This window comes from Streptomyces pristinaespiralis (assembly GCF_001278075.1).
GTDB lineage: Bacteria > Actinomycetota > Actinomycetes > Streptomycetales > Streptomycetaceae > Streptomyces > Streptomyces pristinaespiralis.
The window spans coordinates 3,087,400-3,106,874 of the sequence record NZ_CP011340.1 but is presented as its reverse complement, the minus strand read 5'-3'; the positions used below and the strand labels follow the sequence as shown (position 1 = coordinate 3,106,874).

Below are 19,475 nucleotides of genomic sequence, written 5' to 3'. Positions count from 1 at the left end.
CTGCCTTACATGAGGGAGATTGTGGCGGCGGGTGGCGTCACTTGCCGGCGTTGATCGTGGCCTTCTCGATGGCGCCGCTCTCGGCCTTCCACTCCTTCAGCACCTCGCCGTACGAGCCGTCGTCGATGATCTTCTGGACGGCCGCCTGGAGGGCGTCACGCAGCTGCGTGTTCTTCTTGCTCACCGCGATGCCGTACGGCGCGGCGTCGATCTGCTCACCCACGACCTCGAAGAGCTTGCCGCCGCCGGCGTTCAGCTCGTTGTAGAGGGCGACCGGGAAGTCGGTGATCACCGCGTCGGCACGCTTGGTCTGGAGCTGCGTGATCGAGTCGGTGTCCTGGTCGGAGATGAACTCCTTGATCTTGTCGGAGCCGCACTTCTTCTGCGTCTCCTTCAGCAGCGCCTCGTTGGCCGTGCCGCGCTGGGCGGCGACCGTCAGGCCGCACAGGTCGTCCAGCGTGGTGACCTGCTTGGGGTTGCCCTTCTGGACCAGGATCGCGGAGCCGGCCTTGAAGTAGTTGACGAAGTCGGCACCGCCCTTGGCGTCCTCGGTCGCGCCCTGCTGGCGCTCCTTGGTGTCCGTCATCGACGACATCACGATGTCGGTGCGGCCGTTGTTCATGCCCAGGACGAGCTGGTCGAAGGTGGAGTTCTCGAACTGGAACTCGACGCCGAGGACCTTGCCGAGGGCCTTCGCGATGTCGATGTCCACGCCGGCGGGCTTGTTGCCCTCGTCCATGAACTCCATCGGCGCGTACGCGATGTCGGATCCGACCTTGATGACGCCCTTGTCGCGGATCTCCTTGGGCAGCTTGTCGGCCAGCGGGGCCGCGGACGCGGTGCCCTTGGTCTCCGACTCCGAGGCGCCGTTGTCCGTCTGGTCGCCGCACGCGGTCAGCAGCATGGCGCCGGCGACCGCGATGGCGCAGACCGCGGCGGTCCGGGACTTCGCGGCGGTCTTACGGCGCGTGGTGCTTGCGGTCATGATCGGGGTCCTCCGGCGGGTGAGGGTGGAGTTACCAGGTCGTACTGCACTCATCTTCGAGTGTCGCGACCTTGTCTGTTTTCGGCATCTTGCCATTCGGACGAGCCCATTCAGGGGGCCAGGCATGTCAAAATCGGATAACGGGTCACCCCCGAACCCCGGCGGGCCGGTACATCAAGGCCGGACCATTCGCTGGAAAGCCTTCTTCCGGCCGGAAGATCTTCGGTCACCTTGCCTTCTGGGCGGGTTCGTCTGCACCAGGCGCGCTTGTCCGGGTTTCTGGCTATGAACCGCGTCACCGAGCGCATATCGACTCGTCCGCGGTGTGGTCCGTCCGGTAAGAAGGATCCTTACACCCCTCATCCGGGGCTCAGGGCGCGTGTGCGGCGCGCCCGCGCGTACGTACCTCCCCCTGCCCGGGCGGGCCAACCGCCCTGACGCAGGGACGGACGCGGTGCCCGCCCACCCCTCCTCAACCAGGAGTGGCCACCCTCAACTGATGAAGACCTAAGGGGTCAACCACATGGCAGCGGAGATCGTCAATCCTCGCAGCGACAGCGCCGACACGGAGAGCGCCGACGAGCCCTTCGATCCGGCGTTCGCACTGCACCGCGGCGGCAAGATGGCCGTCCAGGCCACCGTGCCGGTGCGGAACAAGGACGACCTGTCCCTCGCTTACACACCCGGCGTCGCCAAGGTCTGCACCGCCATCGCGGAGCGGCCCGAACTCGTGCACGACTACACCTGGAAGTCCCAGGTCGTCGCCGTCGTCACGGACGGAACGGCGGTGCTCGGTCTCGGAGACATCGGACCGGAGGCCTCCCTCCCGGTCATGGAAGGGAAGGCGATCCTTTTCAAGCAGTTCGGCGGCGTGGACGCGGTCCCGATCGCCCTCGCCACCACCGACGCCGACGAGATCATCGAGACCGTCGTGCGCCTCGCGCCGTCCTTCGGCGGAGTGAACCTCGAGGACATCTCGGCACCCCGGTGCTTCGAGATCGAGCGCAAGCTCCAGGAGCGCCTCGACATCCCCGTCTTCCACGACGACCAGCACGGTACCGCCGTCGTGACCCTCGCCGCCCTGCGCAACGCCGCCAAGCTGACCGGGCGCACGCTCGGCGAGCTGCGCGGTGTCATCTCCGGCGCGGGCGCGGCCGGTGTGGCGATCGCGAAGTTCCTGCTGGAGGCCGGTCTCGGCGACGTGGCGGTCGCGGCCCGCAAGGGCATCGTCAGCCGCGACCGCGAGGACCTGACGCCGGTCAAGCGTGAGCTCGCCGAGCTCACCAACCGTGCGGGTCTCTCGGGCTCCCTCGAGAACGCGCTGGCCGGCGCGGACGTCTTCATCGGCGTCTCCGGCGGCACGGTGCCGGAGGCCGCTGTCGCGTCCATGGCGCCGGGCGCGTTCGTCTTCGCCATGGCCAACCCGAACCCGGAGGTGCACCCCGACGTCGCGCACAAGTACGCGGCGGTCGTGGCAACCGGCCGTTCGGACTACCCGAACCAGATCAACAACGTCCTCGCCTTCCCCGGCATCTTCGCGGGCGCGCTGCAGGTGCGGGCGTCCCGGATCACCGAGGGCATGAAGATCGCGGCGGCGGACGCGCTCGCCGACGTCGTCGGTGACGCGCTCTCGGCCGACTACGTGATCCCCTCGCCCTTCGACGAGCGGGTCGCGCCGGCGGTGACCGCGGCCGTGGCCGCGGCGGCGCGGGCGGAGGGCGTCGCCCGCCGCTGACCTGCGTCGGCACTTCGGCGACACGAACCGGGCCGTGTCGTATCCCGTGCGGGGGTACGACACGGCCCGTTCCTGTTCCGCCGGGGACCCGTGCCGTGGCCGCGGGGCCGGGTGCGCCGCCCGGCGCTGCGACGCGGGCGAGGGCGCGGGGCGTGGCCGAATCGGGGCGGGTGTTCCCGTGGGGGTCTTCCGGGGTTCATCCGGTGCTGCTGTGATGCTCCGCGGTCCGCGTCGGCGGCCGACACACGTCCCCCGGGAGGCCCTTGTGAATCTGGTCGTCAACGGCGATGCCGAGAGCGGGCCGGGAGGGAGCGCCGAGCCCGTCGGCAGCGTGACCGGCTGGGTCGTCGGTGAGGGCGCTCCGGCGCTCGTCGCGTACAGCGTGGGCGGCGGCTATCCGACCGCCGCCGATCCCGGGCCCGTCCGCCGCGGCTCCCGGTTCTTCAGCGGCGGCAACTCGCCCCGCACCGCCCTCGTGCAGGACGTCGAACTGCCTCGCACCGGTGCGACCGGCCGTGCGGCCGTCGACGCGGGCCGGGTGCGGTACACGGTGACCGCCTGGCTCGGCGGATACGCCGCGCAGGAGGACGGCGCCAGGCTCTCCGTCGAGTTCCGCGACGCCAAAGGCACGCCCGTGGCGCTGAGCGTGCTCGGGCCCGTGACCGCCGGCGACCGCGGCGCACGCACCGGGCTGCTGGAGCGCACCGCGTCCGCCGCGGTGCCGCCCGGCGCCCGCAGCGCGCGCCTGCTGCTCGTCCTCACCCGCAGCGGCGGCGGGACATCCAACGACGGGTACGCCGACGGGATATCGCTCGGCCTGACGGCCACGGCCGGCGCCACGCGCACGGGGGGACGCAAGTGATCAGGACCGACCGACGCAATCTGCTCAAGGCGGCGGCCGCCGCGGGCGCCCTCAACCTGGCGTGGCCGCTGAGCGCCGGGCTGTCGCCGGCCCGGGCCCGTGAGGCGGCGGAGGCGCTCGGCGCCGACTACGACCCGGCGCCGTTCACCCTCGGCGTCGCCTCGGGCGACCCGCTCGCGAACAGCGTCCTGCTGTGGACCCGTCTCGCACCGGAACCGCTGGCCGCCGAGCAGCCTCTGCCGGAGGTCGTCGAGGTCGAGTGGACCGTGGCCCTGGACCGGACGCTCCGCCAGGTGGTGGCCCGCGGCACGGCCCCGGCCTCGGCGACCCTCGGCCACAGCGTCCATGTCCCCGTCCACGGCCTGCGCCCGGACACCCGCTACTGGTACGGGTTCAGGGCACTGGGCAGGACCAGCCGGGTCGGACGTACCCGCACCGCGCCGGCCGGCGGAGCCCGCCCTGTCCGCTTCGCCGCCGCCAACTGCCAGGCGTTCCACGACGGGTTCTACGCCGCCCACCGCGGAATCGCCCGCGAGGACGTCGACTTCGTCGTCCACCTCGGTGACTACGTCTACGAGCACGGCCAGGTCGGCGGCGTCCCGGCGGACCACGTCCGCGACCACGAGGGTCCGTCGGTCTTCACCGTCGCCGACTACCGCCGCCGCCACGCCCTCTACAAGGGCGACGCGTCCCTGCGTGAGGCGCACGCCGCCCACCCCTGGTTCATGACCTGGGACGACCACGAGGTGGTGAACGACTACTCGGGAACGGGCGGCGGCGCGCCGTTCATGCAGCGCAAGGCCGCCGCGTACCAGGCCTGGTACGAGCACCAGCCGCACCGCGACGACAGCGCCTTCGCGCTGCCCGACCCGGAGATCCACCGTGTCCGCCGCTGGGGCGACCTGCTGGAGCTGACGGTGCTCGACCTGCGTTCGTACCGCTCCGCGCAGAACCTTCCCGACGGCACGATCCTCGGCCAGGGGCAGAAGTCCTGGCTGAAGCGGGGCATCGACCGGGCGCCCGACGCGTGGCACGTCTGGGCCAACTCGATCATGCTCAGCCAGCTGAGGGGGCGGCCGGGCGGCCCGTACATGTTCACCGATCAGTGGGACGGCTTCCTCGCGGAGCGCAAGGAGGTGCTGGGGCATGTGCACAGCAGTGGCCTCGAGGACCTCGTCGTCATCACCGGAGACTGGCACTCCGCGTTCGTCGACGACATCAGGACCGACTTCGACGATCCCTCGTCCCCGCTCGTGGGAACGGAGTTCACCGCTCACTCCGTCACGTCGGGGGCCTACTCGGCGGAGTGGAACAGGACGAACGGTCCGCTGATGGGAGCGGCCAACCCGCATCTGAAGTACTTCGAGGGCAACCGCTACGGCTACGACGTGTACGAGGTGACTCCCGAGCGGTTCAGCGCCCACATGAGGGTGATCGCGGACCGCCGCGACCCGGCGTCGCCCGTCACCACGCTGACGAGCTTCCACGTCGACCGGGGCAGTACCGGTTCCTACGAGGACCCGGCGACGAAGAACTCGCCGGCCCAGTGGCGGAGGGACTAGCGGGACGCGTGTCACACCGGTGCGTGGTTCCGCCACGCACCGGCCCGCCCTACTCTCATGGTCATGTTCGCCGCCTACGCCGCCCGCATCGACCGCGACCAGCCGCTCAACGGCCTTGAACTGGGCGAACGCCCGGCACCCGAGGCCCGTCCCGGCTGGACGACCGTGACCGTCAAGGCCGCCTCGCTCAACCACCACGACCTGTGGTCGCTGCGCGGGGTCGGTCTCGCGGAGGACAAGCTGCCGATGATCCTCGGCTGTGACGCCGCCGGTGTCGACGAGGACGGGAACGAGGTGGTCCTCCACTCCGTCATCGGGCAGAGCGGCCACGGCGTCGGCCCCGACGAGCCCCGCTCCATCCTCACCGAGCGCTACCAGGGCACCTTCGCCGAGCAGGTCAGCGTGCCCACGTGGAACGTGCTGCCGAAGCCGAAGGAGCTCACCTTCGAGCAGGCCGCCTGCCTGCCGACCGCCTGGCTCACCGCCTACCGGATGCTCTTCACCAACGCCGGTGTGCGTCCCGGCGATTCGGTGCTGGTGCAGGGAGCGGGCGGCGGCGTGGCCACCGCCGCGATCGTGCTCGGCAAGGCCGCCGGCCTGCGGGTGTACGCCACCAGCCGCGACGAGGCCAAGCGCAAGCGCGCCGTCGAGCTGGGGGCCGAGGAGGCGTACGAGCCGGGAGCGCGGCTGCCGCGCCGGGTGGACGCCGTCATCGAGACGGTCGGGGCCGCGACCTGGTCCCACTCGGTCAAGTCGCTGCGGCCCGGCGGGACCCTGGTGATCTCCGGGGCGACCAGCGGTGACCGCCCCGCGCACGCCGAGCTCACCCGGATCTTCTTCCTCGAACTGAAGGTCGTCGGCTCGACGATGGGCTCCAAGGACGAACTGGAGGACCTGCTCTCGTTCTGCGCGGCCACGGGCGTGCGGCCGGTCATCGACGAGGTGCTGCCGCTGGACCGGGCCCGGGAGGGCTTCGAGAAGATGGCCACCGGGGAACTCTTCGGCAAGATTGTCCTGACCAACTCTTGATGGACCGTCAGTTCTGCTGATGGGATCTCCGGCACTGTCGTACGACCGTGCCGGAGGTCCCTCATGTACCGCCGACTGCTCGCCGTCCTCGTCTCCGCGCTCCTGCTGCTCTGCGCCGCGCCCGCCCGGGCACACGGCCCCGCGGCCGGTGACGCGCCGGACGGCATCCCGCGGCTGACCGACGACCGCGGCCGGGTCCTCACCCTGCGCGGCTGGAACGTCGAGGACAAGACCCACCGGGGTGAGGCGGCCCTGTCCGCGATCACCGAACGGCACTTCCGCGACCTGCGGGCCCGGGGCTTCAACTTCGCCAGGCTGCTGGTCTTCTGGGACGACCTGGAGCCGGTGCGGGGCCGGTACAGCGAGCGGTACCTGCGCAGGATCGGCCAGGTGCTGGACTGGGCACGCACCTACCGCGTCCACGTCGTGATCGACGCCCACCAGGACGTCTTCGGCCCCGTCTTCGGGCACCGCGGCATCCCCGAGTGGGCGACCAGGACGGACGGGCTGCCGTTCACCGCGCACCCCGACGACTGGTTCGCCGAGTACTTCGAGCCCGCCGTGCAGCGTGCGTTCACCCATCTCTACGAGGACCCGGATCTGCGCAGCGCCCAGGCCGGCATGTGGCGGGTGCTGGCCGACCGCTTCGCGGACCATCCCGCCGTCATCGGCTACGACCTGATCAACGAGCCGATGGGGGAGATCCGGGAGGGTGAGGACCTGCCGGCGGCGGCCCGGCGCATCGAGGCCGAGCAGCTCACGCCGATGTACAACCGGCTCGCGGACGCGGTCCGTTCCGTGGACCGGCACACCTGGCTGTTCGTCGAGCCGACGCCGATCGTCGGGGAAGGCGTGCCGACCGGGCTCGGCGGGATCGACGATCCGAGGACGGTCTACGCCCCGCACTTCTACAACACGGCCATGGAAGCGGGCGCCGACCACGACCCGTCGGCAGGATGGATCGAGGCGTACGAGCGCGCCGTCACCGAGTACCCCGCGCGCCACCGTGTGCCGGTCGTGGTCGGCGAGTGGGGCCCGCTGAACAACGCGCTGCCGAACATGGGCCGCTTCTACCGGGACGCGCTCGCCTCCCTGAACCGCTACAGCTCCGGCTGGGCAGGCTACGTGTGGTGCTACGGCGGCGGATACTGCGCCCTCGACGCGGAGGGCCGCTTCCGCGTCAACAAGGAGCAGACCGCGGCCCCGTACGCGCCGGCCGTGGCGGGCGGGGTGACGGCCGAGGGGTACGAAGCGGAGAGCGGGACGTACCGGCTGGAGTACCGCTCGTCGCCCGGTTTCAGTGAGATCTCGGTGCCGCCCGGCGCGAGCGGCTGGCGGATCGAGGTGACCGGCCGTGCCTGGCCGCGGGTCAGCACCGTCCCGGCCGGCCGGACGGCCACGGTCCGGATCCACGCCCGGCCGGGCGGGCACGTCACGGTCGCCGTCCGTCCTCGTACACCACGATGAAGTCACCGCACGGGCCCCGGCCCCGCGCGAGCGCGTCGCGCAGCCGGCGCACATGGGCGGGCGTCAGCTCGAGCGGCGGCTCGTCCGGCTGATGGGTCGTACCGCGCGGGTAGTCCTTGTCGGGGGTGCGGGTCATCTCGATGTGACAGCCGAGGACATGGGTCACCGGGGCCCTCTCGCAGAACGCCAGCAGCCGGTCGACCGTGGCGGTGAAGGCGGGGGTGTCCCTGACGTAGAGCCGGCCCGGGTAGAGGGAGTCGCCGGTCAGCAGGAGACCGGTGTGCCGGTCGTGGAAGACGACGGCGGCCTCCTCGTGGCCGGGGCCGGGCAGCAGGTCGAGCACCCGCCCGCCGAGGTCCAGCTCCACGGGGCGCAGCGGCCACTGCTCGAAACCGAAGTACGCCGTCACCGCGTCGAGGGACGGTCCCACGACGTCGGTGCACGGACGGTCCGCGAACTGCGCGTCGCCCGCGATGTGGTCGCCGTGCCCGTGGGTGTGGGCGACGACCAGTCCGTACCACTCCCGGGGGTGCCGGGCGAGCCATTGCCCGATCAGCGTGTCGACGGTGGCGCGCAGCGGCATGGCGGTGGGGTCGGCGGTGGCGCCGGTGTCCAGCAGCAGTGCCCGGTCGTTCCCGAACAGCAGGTAGAGGAACGGCGCCTCGAAGTGCACCGACTTGCTCTGCCGCAGGATCAGCGTGTGCTCGCTGTACGCGTGGACCTGGATCGCGGGCGCGGTGTCGTTCCCGGCCACCGGGCCGCCGGCGTGCCAGCGGACATCGAGGCTGCCGGCGACGGGAGCGTCTGTACGGAAATCGATCACGCGGCCCACCGTACGCGGACCCCCGGCCCGCCGGGGAGGGCCGCCGGCGAAGGTTGCGGCCCTCTGATGCGGGGCACGTGCTCTGATACCACGCGGTCGCGCGTGAAGGGGGAGGACAAGAGTGTCAACGGGGGAACAACAGAGCCGGATTCCGGCGTACCCGGGCGTCGAACGCTTCGTCGACGCCTTCGACAAGCTCGTCGTGCAGCCGCGGCGCAGCCGCAGCCGGGTGCCCGTCGTGCTCCTGAGCGAGCCGGGCGACGGGCGGGCCGGCCGCCGGATCGTCGCGGGGCTGCGCACCCGGTTACGCGGCCGGGAGGGGCGGCTCGCCCCGCACGCCTGCGTACCGGCGGCGCCCGCCGACCCGGCGGAGCCGCCGCTCGACCTGTTCGAGCAGATCGCCTTCCAGCTCGACGCCTCGATGCCGCCGGGTACCGGGCGGCTGCGGCTGCCCTCCTACCGGCTGCTGCGCGCCGTCGTCTGCGCGCCCGCCGCCGGCGGCCTGATGGAACGGCGTCCGGGGGAGCTGCGGGACCACTGCTACGCCCAGCACCGGGAGGTCTCCGCCCTCGCCCGCAGCCTGTGGTGGCTGGGCGGCCGGGACCAGGCGAACGGCGGCACGCTGCTCGAGCTGCTGTGGAACTTCATCGCCGGCCCGCTGTTCCAGCGGCTGCCGCGGGCCCTGTACGGCCGCCGGGCCAACCGCCGGATGCTGGGCCGCGGCCGGTCCGGAGGCCGCCGGTGGTACGCGGAGTGGGTACGGCAGCAGCAGGGCACCCCGCCCTCCGAGTTCTTCCGCTCCGCCCTCGACCTGGTGGGAGGCGGCCCGGAGGGCGACCCCGAGCAGCTCGACCGGATCCTGGTGCACGCGCTGCTCGCCGACCTGGAGGCGGCCGGGCGCAAACGGCCCTTCGACCCGTGGCGGCGGCGCCGGGTCAGCCGCTTCGTGCTCCTGGTGGAGGAGGCAGGCCCCGCCGAATCGCGCATCCAGCGCTTCCTGAGGGAACTGCGTTCGGCCATGGAGGACCTTCGGTGCACCTCGGTGGTGGCCGTGGCCGCCGGTGTGCGCACCCTCGCCAGCCGGATCCCCGACATCGAGGTCCCGGGCCTGTCCGCCGCCGGCGCCGATCTCGCCAACATCGCCCAGCGCGGCACCCCGCCGGGCCGCCCCTCCGGCATGGTGGTCCCCGTCGAGGAGGGCCCGGAGGACGATCAGGCGGCGACGTACTGGCTGGGCCGCTGGCCGACGCTCGCCCCGCCCACGCACCGCTGGGGGCCGGGCGTGGAGGTGGCCGGCGCGCTCGGCGCCGGGGTGCTCGCCCTCGTGGTCGCCGCGGGGCTGCTCGCCGGTGTGCCGTTCACGAGCGTCGGGCCCGACCCGTGCCTCGGCTCGACCTTCCTGGGCACGGACGGCCAGTGCGTCGGTGTCGCGGAGGGGGCCGCGTCGTTCGGCACGGGCGACAGCGAGCGGGCCGTACGGGACGTGCTCCAGCGCATAGAGCAGCAGAACGAGCAGGTGGAGCAGGAGCTCTCCGGCCGGGACGCCGACGACCCGCGGCCGCGTTCACGCACCGTCGTGTACTTCGGGCCGCTCAGCGGCGGCAAGGACGCGGAGGACCCGGTGCGCGGCGGCACGCTCGCCGAACTGCGGGGCCTGGCCCTCGCGCAGGCGTACGTGAACGCGCAGGCCCTGCGCACCGGTGAGCGGGTGCCGCTGCGGGTGCTCGCCGCGAACGCGGGCGACCGGTTCAAGGACGCCCCGGCGGTGGCCCGGCGGATCGTCGACCTCGCGGAGAAGGACCGTTCCATCGTCGGGGTCGTCGGTTTCGGGCAGAGCAGGCGGCGCACCTACGAGGCGATGGCCATCCTCGACGAGGCAGGCCTGCCGATGGTCGGCACCTCCGGCACCGCCGACGAGCTGCTCCGCCAGGGCGAGCACTACTACCAGACCGCACCGACGGACACCCGGGCCGGCCAGGTGATGGCGTCCTTCGCCGAGCACGCCGCGATGGTGGACGGCAGGACCGCGCTCCGCGTTCGGCTGATCGCCGACCCCTCGGACGCGTACAGCGCGAGCCTGGCGACGGCGTTCCGCTCGGCGTACGGCGACGGACGCACCGACATGCTCCTCTACACGCCGACGGACGCGCCGGAGCCCTCGCCGGTGCCGGGCGGGCCGGTGGGGCCCTCGGTCCAGGCCGTGGAGGATCTGGCGCGTGAGGTGTGCCGTGCGGTGGCGGCCGAGCCGCGCACGGCGGTGGTGTGGGCGGGCCGGGGCAGCCACTTCCAGCTGTTCCTGGGGGAATTGGCGCGCGACGCCCGCGACTGCCCGGAGGTCAGTGTGCTCGGCGGTGACGACGTCACCAACGCGCTGACGGAGGAACGCCGTCCGTGGGAGGTCTTCGCCGGGCTGACGCTGTACTACGTCTCGCACGGCAGGGCCCCAGCCCTGTCCGGCGCGAGCGGCGAGGCCGGCGCCTTCCTCTCGGCGTACGACCGCACCTACGCGAACGACCACGGCGCCCGTACCGGCGCGATGCGGCAGGACGCCCATGTGGCGCTCGCCTGGGACGCGATGCGGTATCTGGCGGAGGGCGTCGACCAGGCCTGGCGCGGAACGGGCGGCAACGACGAGCGACTCGACCGCGGGCTGCTGCAGGCGGTGCTCTACCAGGGGCTCGGCGGTGGGGGGTTCGACGGGGCGACCGGGCGGATCGAGGCGCACGGTGCGGCCGGCGGCGGCCGGCTGACGGAGAAGAAGCTGACGGCGGTGGAGCAGGGCGGCGCCAAGGGGTCGCGGACGGTGCTGCTGTGCGGGACGGTGGCGCGCGGTGACGTGCGCGACGTCTGGGGGCAGGGGAAGCATCCCTGCCCCTGATGTCAACTGTGGTTGACGCCTCCCGCTTGTCAATGTAGGTTGACAGTCATGACCGAAGCAACAGATCTCGCCGAGCGCGCGGGCGATCGCGATCCCCGCGTCGGGCTGCGGGCGGTCGCCGCGCTGCGGCGGCTGCTGGAGCAGCTGGAAGCCGTACAGGTCAGAAGCGCCCGCAATCAGGGCTGGTCGTGGCAGGAGATCGCGGCGGAACTCGGAGTCAGCCGCCAGGCGGTCCACAAGAAGCACGGGAGGCTGTGATGTTCGAACGCTTCACCAAGGAGGCCCGTGCGGTGGTGCTCGGCGCAACCGAGTGCGCGGAACGGGCCGATTCGTCCACGGTCACGGAGGAGCACCTGCTCCTTGCCCTGCTGGACCTCGGCAGCTCACGCACCGCCTTCGCGTTCACGGCCCTCGGCGTCATGGACCGGCGGGCCGCGCTCGAGGCGTCGCTGGCCGATGTGCGCCGGCGCGGCGGTATGACCAAGGCGGACGAGGAGGCCCTGGCCGGCCTGGGCATCGACGTCGGTGCGATCGTCGCCAGGGCCGAGGAGGTCCACGGGGCCGGCGCGCTGGCCGGCGACCGCAAGGACCGGCGCTGGTGGTCGGGCCACCGGGCCTTTACCCGGGAGGCGAAGACGGCCCTGGAGAAGTCGCTGCGGATCGCCCTCGGCCGGCGGGACCGGACCATCGGCGCGGAGCACCTCCTGCTGGCCCTCGCCTCGGGCCGCGGCGTCGTCGCGGAGGTGCTCGCCGAACACGGGGCGACGTACGGAGCGCTGGAGCGGGCGATGTTCGGCGGGGCGGACGGCGGCGCGGCGCGGGCCGGCTGACCCGGCCGCGCCTGCCGCCCCGCCCGGTCAGTCCTTGCCGCCGCGCAGCAGGGCGACGATGTGGGCCGCCGCCGTCGACAGATGGCGGCGGGCCTCGCCGAGCTGCTCCACCGACACACCGTGGTCCCGGGCCGCGTCCCGTACGTCGTCCCGGAAGCGGTCGAGCAGCCGCTCCAGGTCACGGGCCGGGTCGGCGGAGTCCTTCGGGTCCACGGTGTCCTTCGCCCAGTCCGGGTCCGTGTCCGCGGGTTCCGGCTTGACGAACGGCGGCCAGGCCGTGCCCCGCGCCAGTCCGCCGAGCTGACCGGTCAGCTCCGACAGGCCCTCACGCACACCGGTCGGCCAGTCGCCGCGGGCGAAGTGGTCCTGCACCTGTTCCTGCACCTGCCGGGCGATGCGCTGCATCTCGGCACGGGCGGTCTCCTGCGCCTCCCGCGCCTGGCGGCGTGCCTGCTGGGCGTCCTCGCGGGCCCGGCGCGACTCGTCCTTCGCGCGGCGCGCCTGCTCCTTCCACTCCTGCTTGGCGCGCTTCAGCTCCTCCTTCGCGGCCCGCCACGACTCGTTGTCCGTGAGGTCGCCGAGGTCCCCGAGGTCGCCGAAGTCACCGCGGCCGGGGCTCCATTCGCCCTTGCCGGTACCGGCCTTGCGGGTCCGGGTCGCCGCCGCGCGCATCTCGCTGCGCAGCTTGCCCGCCGCGCCGCGGACGTCGTCGCGGATCTCCGCGGCCAGTTCGGAGACCGAGTCGCGGATCTCCAGTTCCAGGTCGGCCAGTTCGCCGCTGCGTCCGGCCAGTTCGGCCCGGCCGGCGTCGGTGATCGAGTAGACCTTGCGGCCGCCCTCGGTGGCGTGGGTGACGAGACCCTCGGCCTCCAGCTTGGCCAGCCGCGGGTAGACCGTGCCGGCGCTCGGCGCGTACAGACCCTGGAACCGCTCCTCGAGCAGGCGGATGACCTCGTAGCCGTGGCGCGGCGCCTCGTCGAGCAGTTTCAGCAGATAGAGGCGGAGCCGGCCGTGGGCGAAGACGGGGGGCATGTCAGACCACCTTCCCACTCGGGGCGTCCACGGGTGTTTCCCCGTAGGGATCTTCCTCTGCCGGAGGCCGGCGGAGCAGGGCGATGGAACCGGAGACGGTGGTCGCCTTCAGCGTCCCGTTGCCCGCGCCCAGGGTTCCGGTGATCCGCTTGGCGCCCCACTGGCCGCTGACCCGCAGGGTGTCGAAGGCGTTGGAGATCGCACCGCTCGCCGTGTTCGCGTCGACGCGGGCGTCCGCCGGGTGCGGCAGCCGGACCGCGATCTCACCGGAGACCGTGGTCAGCCGGATGTCCGTGGGCCGCCCCGCCGTATCGAGGTCGATGACCATGTCGCCGCTGACCGAGTCGGCCTTCACGCCGGCGCCCGCGCCGTCGATCACGGTCAGGTCGCCGGAGACGGAGTTGTAGCGCAGGTCACCGGTGACCGACTGGGCCTCGAGGTTGCCGGTGACGGTGTCGGCGCGGACGGCGCCCGACAGCCCCACCAGGGTGGTGTCGCCGCTGACGCCGCGCACCACCGTCGTGCCCCGTATGCCGGAGACGACCGCACCCGCGCCGACGACACCGACCTCGACACTCGTCGCCGCGGGCACCGCGACCGACACGACGGCGCTGCGGCGGTGGCCCTTGCGGTCGAGCCACTTGAGGAACCCCTGCCAGGGCAGGTCCTCGTAGGCGATGGTCAGGGTGGACCCGTCCCTGGTCACGACCAGGGGCGGACCCTCGATCTCGGAGACCTCGAGGCGTGCGGAACCTTCGTCCGTGCCCACGACGTTGACCGTCCCGTTGACGACGCGCACGTTCAGCGTCGTCAGCGGGTCGTCGAAGGTGAGCTTCTGGGGCTCGGCGACTTCCCACGTCGTCTCTGCCATGGTGCTGACCTCCCGGGGCCGGCCGCGACGCAACATATCGCGTCTAGATGCCAACACGATATATCGCGGTGGGGTGATGTCAAGCGCGGGTGCTCGCGCGCGGACGTCCTCGCCCGGGCGACGCGCCCCAATGGCGGCGATTGCGGGGCAAACTGCCCTAGCGTGGGGGCATGAACGCGACACCAGTGGGAGCCCTGCTGCTCTGCCGTGCCGACCCCGCGACCGTACGGTTCCCGGCCCGCCTGCTGCGCGAACCGATGGCCCTCGCCCCGGCCGGGGAGGGTTGGAGCGTGCTCGTCCCCGAGAACAGCCCCTGGCTGGAGGGCGGCGAGCCGGTGGACGCCGTGCTGGGCGGCTGGGCGGCCGCCCTGTCGATCGGCACCGGCCGGCCCGTCCTGGCGCTCTGGTGGGACGGCGACGGGGCCGGGTTCACCATGGCCTCCGGGTTCCGCCGCCCGGTCGGATACATCTGGTTCGCGGACGGCACCCCGGTCGGCGAGGACGAGGCGATGCGGACCTTCGCCGCGCGGCTCGGGCTCGACCCGGTCCTCGACGTCCAGGCCCTCGAGCAGCTGACGGTCGCCGACCCCGAGTCCGACGCGAGGGCCAGGCTCGTCGGGCTGGCGGCCGTGCTCACCCGTCACGGCCTCGCCCTCCCCGCCGGCCTGGCGCCCGGCGCCCCGGCGGACGCCCTCCGCACCGCCGCGCACGCGGCGGCCGTCGAGGAGAGCACCCCCGCCGTCCGGCCGGAGCCGCCGGCCGGGCCGCACGCCTCCTGGTTCCGGGCGGCGGCCGCGGTCCAGCTGGCGGCGGGGCTGGCACTGGTGGCGTTCGGGGCGCGACGGCGCAGCGGAGGATGGGCGGCGGCGGGGGCGGTGCTCATCGTGCACGGGCTGGTGCCGCCCTTGCGGGAGCGGCTGCGGTCCTGACGGGCTCCCGGTTCGCGCTCCCCGGCCCACGGACGGACGGGCCGGGGTCTCTCCTGCCGGGAAACGGACCGGCGGGCAAGGGGTCTCTCCTGCCGGGAAACGGACCGGCGGGCAAGGGATCTCTCCTGCGCGGGAAACGGACGGCGACGAACGGGGCAGGCCCGGCGCGGCGGCTGCTACTCCTCGTCGTCCTCGTCGTCCAGGCGGGCCAGCCAGGTGGCGAGGCGTTCGACAGGAACCTCGAAGTCCGGGTTGAGGTCGACGAAGGTCCGAAGCTGCTCGGCGAGCCACTCGAAGGTGACCTCCTCCTCGCCGCGCCGCTTCTCCAGCTCCTCGATACCGCGATCGGTGAAGTACATACGAACAGAATATGGCCCGGCCCCGCGTGGTGTTCGCGGGGCCGGGCCAGGCAGTCGACGAGCCTTGAGAGCCCTCGGTTACGCGTCGAAGACCTCGTTGACCAGCTGCTGCTGCTCCGCCTGGTGACGCTTCGCCGAACCCACCGCCGGGGACGAGCTGTGCGGGCGCGAGATGCGGCGCAGACGCTCGCCGTGCGGGATGTCCGCGCCGACGGCCAGGTCGAGGTGGTCGATCAGGTTGAGCGCGATGAACGGCCAGGCACCCTGGTTCGCCGGCTCCTCCTGCGTCCACAGGTACTTCTCGGCGTTCGGGTACTTGGCGATCTCGGCCTGGACCTCCGCACCCGGCAGCGGGTACAGACGCTCGAGGCGGATGATCGCCGTGTCCGTGACGCCGCGCTTCTCCCGCTCGGCCTCCAGGTCGTAGTAGACCTTGCCGGAGCAGAAGACGACCTTGCGGACGGCGTTCGGGTCGACCGAGTCGTCCCCGATCACCGGGCGGAAGCCGCCGGTGGTGAACTCCTCCACCTTGGACGCCGCGGCCTTCAGACGCAGCATCGACTTCGGGGTGAAGACGATCAGCGGCTTGTGGTGCGGGTTGTGGACCTGCCAGCGCAGCAGGTGGAAGTAGTTCGACGGCAGCGTCGGCATGGCGACCGTCATGTTGTCCTGCGCGCACATCTGAAGGAAGCGCTCGGGACGCGCGGAGCTGTGGTCCGGGCCCTGGCCCTCGTAGCCGTGCGGCAGGAGCAGCGTGACGCCGGAGTGCTGGCCCCACTTCTGCTCGGCGGAGGAGATGAACTCGTCGACGACGGTCTGCGCGCCGTTGACGAAGTCACCGAACTGGGCCTCCCACATGACCAGCGCGTCGGGCCGGGCCAGCGAGTAGCCGTACTCGAAGCCCATCGCCGCGTACTCGCTGAGCAGCGAGTCGTAGACGTTGTAGCGGGCCTGGTCCTCGGACAGGTAGAGCAGCGGGGTGTAGTCCTCGCCGGTCTCCTGGTCCACCAGCACCGCGTGGCGCTGGCCGAACGTGCCGCGGCGGGTGTCCTGGCCGGAGAGACGGACCGGGGTGCCCTCCATCAGCAGCGAGCCGATGGCGAGGGTCTCGCCCATGCCCCAGTCGATGGTGCCGTCCTCGACGGACGCCGCGCGGCGCTGCATCTGCGGCATGAGCCGCGGGTGCACGGTGATGTTGTCGGGGATGTTCACCTGGGACTCGGCGATCCGCTTGACGACCTCCTGGGAGACCGCCGTGTTGACCGCGACCGGGAACTCGGCCTCGACGTCCGGGACATGGGCCGGGGCCGGGTGGCTGGTGGCCTCGCGGACCTCCGCGAACACCTTCTCCAGCTGACCCTGGAAGTCCTGGAGCGACTGCTCCGCCTCTTCCAGCGTGATGTCGCCGCGACCGATCAGCGACTCGGTGTAGAGCTTGCGCACCGAGCGCTTCTTGTCGATCAGGTTGTACATCTGCGGGTTGGTGAACGAGGGGTTGTCGCCCTCGTTGTGACCGCGGCGGCGGTAGCAGATGAGGTCGATCACGACGTCCTTGTTGAACGCCTGGCGGAACTCGAAGGCGAGCCGCGCCACGCGCACGACGGCCTCCGGGTCGTCGCCGTTCACGTGGAAGATCGGCGCCTCGATCATGCGGGCCACGTCGGTCGCGTACATCGAGGAACGCGAGGACTCCGGGGCGGCGGTGAAGCCGACCTGGTTGTTGATGACGACGTGGACCGTGCCGCCGGTGCGGTAGCCGCGCAGCTGCGACATGTTGAGCGTCTCGGCGACGACACCCTGGCCCGCGAAGGCCGCGTCACCGTGCAGGGCGATCGGCAGGACCGTGAAGTCCGTGCCGCCCTTGTTGATGACGTCCTGCTTGGCGCGGGAGACACCCTCGAGGACCGGGTCCACGGCCTCCAGGTGGGAGGGGTTGGCGACGAGCGAGACCTTGATCTGCTCACCGTCGAGACCGGTGAAGGTGCCCTCGGCGCCCAGGTGGTACTTCACGTCACCGGAGCCGTGCATCGACTTCGGGTCGAGGTTGCCCTCGAACTCCCGGAAGATCTGGGCGTACGACTTGCCCACGATGTTCGCCAGCACGTTCAGGCGGCCGCGGTGGGCCATGCCGATGACGACCTCGTCCAGGCGCGACTCGGCCGCCGAGTCGATGACCGCGTCGAGCAGCGGGATGACGGACTCGCCGCCCTCCAGCGAGAAGCGCTTCTGGCCGACGTACTTCGTCTGCAGGAAGATCTCGAAGGCCTCCGCTGCGTTCAGCCGGCGCAGGATGCGCAGCTGCTCCTCGCGCTCCGGCTTGGAGGCGGCGCGCTCGACCCGGTCCTGCAGCCACTTGCGCTGCTTCGGGTCCTGGATGTGCATGAACTCGATGCCGGTGGTGCGGCAGTACGACTCACGCAGCACGCCGAGGATGTCGCGCAGCTTCATCATCGACTTGCCGGCGAAGCCGCCGACGGCGAACTCGCGCTCCAGGTCCCACAGGGTGAGCCCGTGCTCGGTGATGTCGAGGTCGGGGTGCTTGCGCTGGCGGTACTCCAGCGGGTCGGTGTCGGCCATGACGTGGCCGCGGACCCGGTAGGAGTGGATCAGCTCGAAGACGCGGGCCGCCTTGGTGACGTCGTCGTCGTGCGAGGCGTCGATGTCCTTGAGCCAGCGGACCGGCTCGTAGGGGATGCGCAGCGACTCGAAGATCTCGTCGTAGAACCCTTCCTCGCCGAGGAGGAAGTTGGCGACGATCCGCAGGAACTCGCCCGACGCGGCGCCCTGGATGACGCGGTGGTCGTACGTCGAGGTGAGGGTCATCACCTTGGAGATGCCCAGCTTGTTCAGGGTGTCCTGCGACGTGCCCTGGAACTCCGCCGGGTAGTCCATGGAGCCGACGCCCATGATGACCGACTGTCCGGGCATCAGACGCGGCACGGAGTGGACGGTGCCGAGGCCGCCGGGGTTGGTCAGCGAGACGGTGACACCGGTGAAGTCGTCCATCGTCAGCTTGTTGGTGCGGGCACGGCGGACGATGTCCTCGTAGGCCTGCCAGAACTCGAAGAAGTTCAGCGTCTCGGCCTTCTTGATGCCCGCGACGACCAGCTGGCGGTCGCCGTTCGGCTTCACCAGGTCGATGGCCAGACCGAAGTTGACGTGGTCCGGCTTGACCAGGGTCGGCTTGCCGTCCTTCTCCGCGAAGGACCAGTTCATCGACGGCATGGCCTTGATGGCCTGCACCATCGCGTACCCGATGAGGTGCGTGAAGGAGATCTTCCCGCCGCGGGCGCGCTTGAGGTGGTTGTTGATGACGATGCGGTTGTCGAAGAGCAGCTTCACCGGCACCGCGCGCACGGACGTGGCCGTGGGCAGCTCCAGCGAGGCGTTCATGTTCTTCGCGACCGCGGCGGCCGGGCCGCGCAGCGTCACGAACTCGGGACCCTCGGCCTGCGAGCCGTCGGCCTTCGCGGCGGGCGCCGGCTTGGCGGCGGGCTTCGCCGGGGCGGCCGCGGGAGCCGCCTTGGCGGGGGCCGGGGCCTGGGCGGCGGGAGCGGCCGGTGCGGCTGGTGCCGGGGCGGCCGGCGCGGGCTGCGCCGGGGTCTCGGGCCGGGCCGGAGCGGCGGCCGGGGCGGGTGCGGCCGCGGTCACCGCGGCCGCGTCGCTCTGAGTCTGCTTCGCGCCGGCGGCGGGGGCGTCCGCCGTGGCGGCCGCTCCCGGCTTGTAGTCGGCGAAGAAGTCCCACCAGGCACGGTCGACCGAATTCGGATCCTGGAGGTACTGCTGGTAGATCTCGTCGACGAGCCACTCATTGGCACCGAAGGCGGCGGCAGGGTTCTGACCCTGCCCGGCTTGGTCGGTCGAGATGCTCGAGTTACTGGGGGACTGAGACGACACGGCGAGAACCGCCCTCTTCCGCTTCACAAGGTGATGGACAGCGGAAATAAAGGCTACGCCTCCCTGGCCGGGAGGTGCAGACCGGGCCGGTCAACGTCGCGCAAGTCACACCGAACGGCGCGTTTCGGGGCTGTTAATGGCGGGAAACAAGCATGGTTCGGTCGCGCGGGGGTACGCCTGACGGCGGTCACGGGCCCCTGGCCCGCACCCCTGACG

The 19,475-nt window shown here is 71.9% G+C and carries 15 protein-coding genes; 9 read left to right on the top strand and 6 right to left on the bottom strand.

From position 1 onward, the window contains the following. Positions 1-37: 37 nt before the first annotated feature. The gene (locus SPRI_RS12825) at positions 38-985 is read right to left on the bottom strand and encodes an ABC transporter substrate-binding protein (protein WP_037773770.1); all 948 of its coding nucleotides are present in this window, start codon (positions 983-985) and stop codon (positions 38-40) included. 523 nt (positions 986-1,508) lie between these two features. Here SPRI_RS12825 and SPRI_RS12820 point away from each other — a divergent pair. From SPRI_RS12820 to SPRI_RS12800, 5 genes are all read left to right on the top strand, one after another. Continuing rightward, on the top strand, positions 1,509-2,720 hold the full coding sequence (locus tag SPRI_RS12820; protein ID WP_053556942.1) for an NAD(P)-dependent malic enzyme: 1,212 nt from the start codon (positions 1,509-1,511) through the stop codon (positions 2,718-2,720). Positions 2,721-2,985: 265 nt separating this feature from the next. Continuing rightward, positions 2,986-3,582 (top strand): hypothetical protein, encoded by a 597-nt coding sequence (locus SPRI_RS12815; protein WP_053556941.1) that lies wholly within the window; start codon positions 2,986-2,988, stop codon positions 3,580-3,582. Beyond that, positions 3,582-5,144 carry an alkaline phosphatase D family protein gene (locus tag SPRI_RS12810; RefSeq protein WP_037776312.1) on the top strand — a complete coding sequence of 521 codons (1,563 nt, stop codon included), beginning with the start codon at positions 3,582-3,584 and terminating at the stop codon, positions 5,142-5,144. Before SPRI_RS12815 ends, SPRI_RS12810 begins: the two co-directional genes overlap by 1 nt. Before the next feature lie 63 nt (positions 5,145-5,207). Beyond that, complete coding sequence (locus SPRI_RS12805) at positions 5,208-6,173, top strand: zinc-binding dehydrogenase (protein WP_037776311.1); 966 nt, start codon at positions 5,208-5,210, stop codon at positions 6,171-6,173. A gap of 63 nt (positions 6,174-6,236) precedes the next feature. Next, positions 6,237-7,640: a cellulase family glycosylhydrolase gene (locus tag SPRI_RS12800; protein ID WP_037773768.1), complete on the top strand. Its 1,404-nt coding sequence runs from the start codon at positions 6,237-6,239 to the stop codon at positions 7,638-7,640. Here the strand turns inward: SPRI_RS12800 and SPRI_RS12795 are convergent. Further along, a complete protein-coding gene (locus tag SPRI_RS12795) occupies positions 7,606-8,463 on the bottom strand; it encodes an MBL fold metallo-hydrolase (RefSeq protein WP_005312044.1) in 858 nt (285 codons plus the stop codon). The two genes, SPRI_RS12800 and SPRI_RS12795, sit on opposite strands and share 35 nt — an antisense overlap. A gap of 121 nt (positions 8,464-8,584) precedes the next feature. Here SPRI_RS12795 and SPRI_RS12790 point away from each other — a divergent pair, with 121 nt between their 5' ends. The 3 genes from SPRI_RS12790 to SPRI_RS12780 are packed head-to-tail and all read left to right on the top strand — an operon-like array spanning position 8,585 to position 12,171. Continuing rightward, positions 8,585-11,341: a type 1 periplasmic-binding domain-containing protein gene (locus SPRI_RS12790; protein ID WP_078951244.1), complete on the top strand. Its 2,757-nt coding sequence runs from the start codon at positions 8,585-8,587 to the stop codon at positions 11,339-11,341. Between the two features lie 48 nt (positions 11,342-11,389). Continuing rightward, the gene (locus tag SPRI_RS12785; RefSeq protein ID WP_005312042.1) at positions 11,390-11,599 is read left to right on the top strand and encodes a helix-turn-helix domain-containing protein; all 210 of its coding nucleotides are present in this window, start codon (positions 11,390-11,392) and stop codon (positions 11,597-11,599) included. Next, positions 11,599-12,171 (top strand): Clp protease N-terminal domain-containing protein, encoded by a 573-nt coding sequence (locus SPRI_RS12780; protein WP_053556940.1) that lies wholly within the window; start codon positions 11,599-11,601, stop codon positions 12,169-12,171. The genes SPRI_RS12785 and SPRI_RS12780 overlap by 1 nt, the downstream gene beginning before the upstream one ends. 27 nt (positions 12,172-12,198) lie before the next feature. Here the strand turns inward: SPRI_RS12780 and SPRI_RS12775 are convergent, their stop codons facing one another. Both SPRI_RS12775 and SPRI_RS12770 read right to left on the bottom strand, forming a co-directional pair. Continuing rightward, entirely contained in the window at positions 12,199-13,203 is a 1,005-nt protein-coding gene (locus tag SPRI_RS12775; protein WP_053556939.1) for a PadR family transcriptional regulator, read from the bottom strand. Position 13,204: 1 nt separating this feature from the next. After that, on the bottom strand, positions 13,205-14,074 hold the full coding sequence (locus SPRI_RS12770) for a DUF4097 family beta strand repeat-containing protein (protein ID WP_037773765.1): 870 nt from the start codon (positions 14,072-14,074) through the stop codon (positions 13,205-13,207). A gap of 170 nt (positions 14,075-14,244) precedes the next feature. Between SPRI_RS12770 and SPRI_RS12765 the strand changes: the two genes are divergently transcribed. Then, positions 14,245-15,003: a hypothetical protein gene (locus SPRI_RS12765; RefSeq protein ID WP_053556938.1), complete on the top strand. Its 759-nt coding sequence runs from the start codon at positions 14,245-14,247 to the stop codon at positions 15,001-15,003. Positions 15,004-15,179: 176 nt separating this feature from the next. On the opposite strand, the gene SPRI_RS12760 is transcribed toward SPRI_RS12765, so the two are convergent. Then, positions 15,180-15,362 carry a DUF6104 family protein gene (locus SPRI_RS12760; protein WP_005312030.1) on the bottom strand — a complete coding sequence of 61 codons (183 nt, stop codon included), beginning with the start codon at positions 15,360-15,362 and terminating at the stop codon, positions 15,180-15,182. Positions 15,363-15,440: 78 nt separating this feature from the next. After that, positions 15,441-19,259 (bottom strand): multifunctional oxoglutarate decarboxylase/oxoglutarate dehydrogenase thiamine pyrophosphate-binding subunit/dihydrolipoyllysine-residue succinyltransferase subunit, encoded by a 3,819-nt coding sequence (locus tag SPRI_RS12755; RefSeq protein ID WP_053557736.1) that lies wholly within the window; start codon positions 19,257-19,259, stop codon positions 15,441-15,443. Positions 19,260-19,475 lie beyond the last annotated feature (216 nt).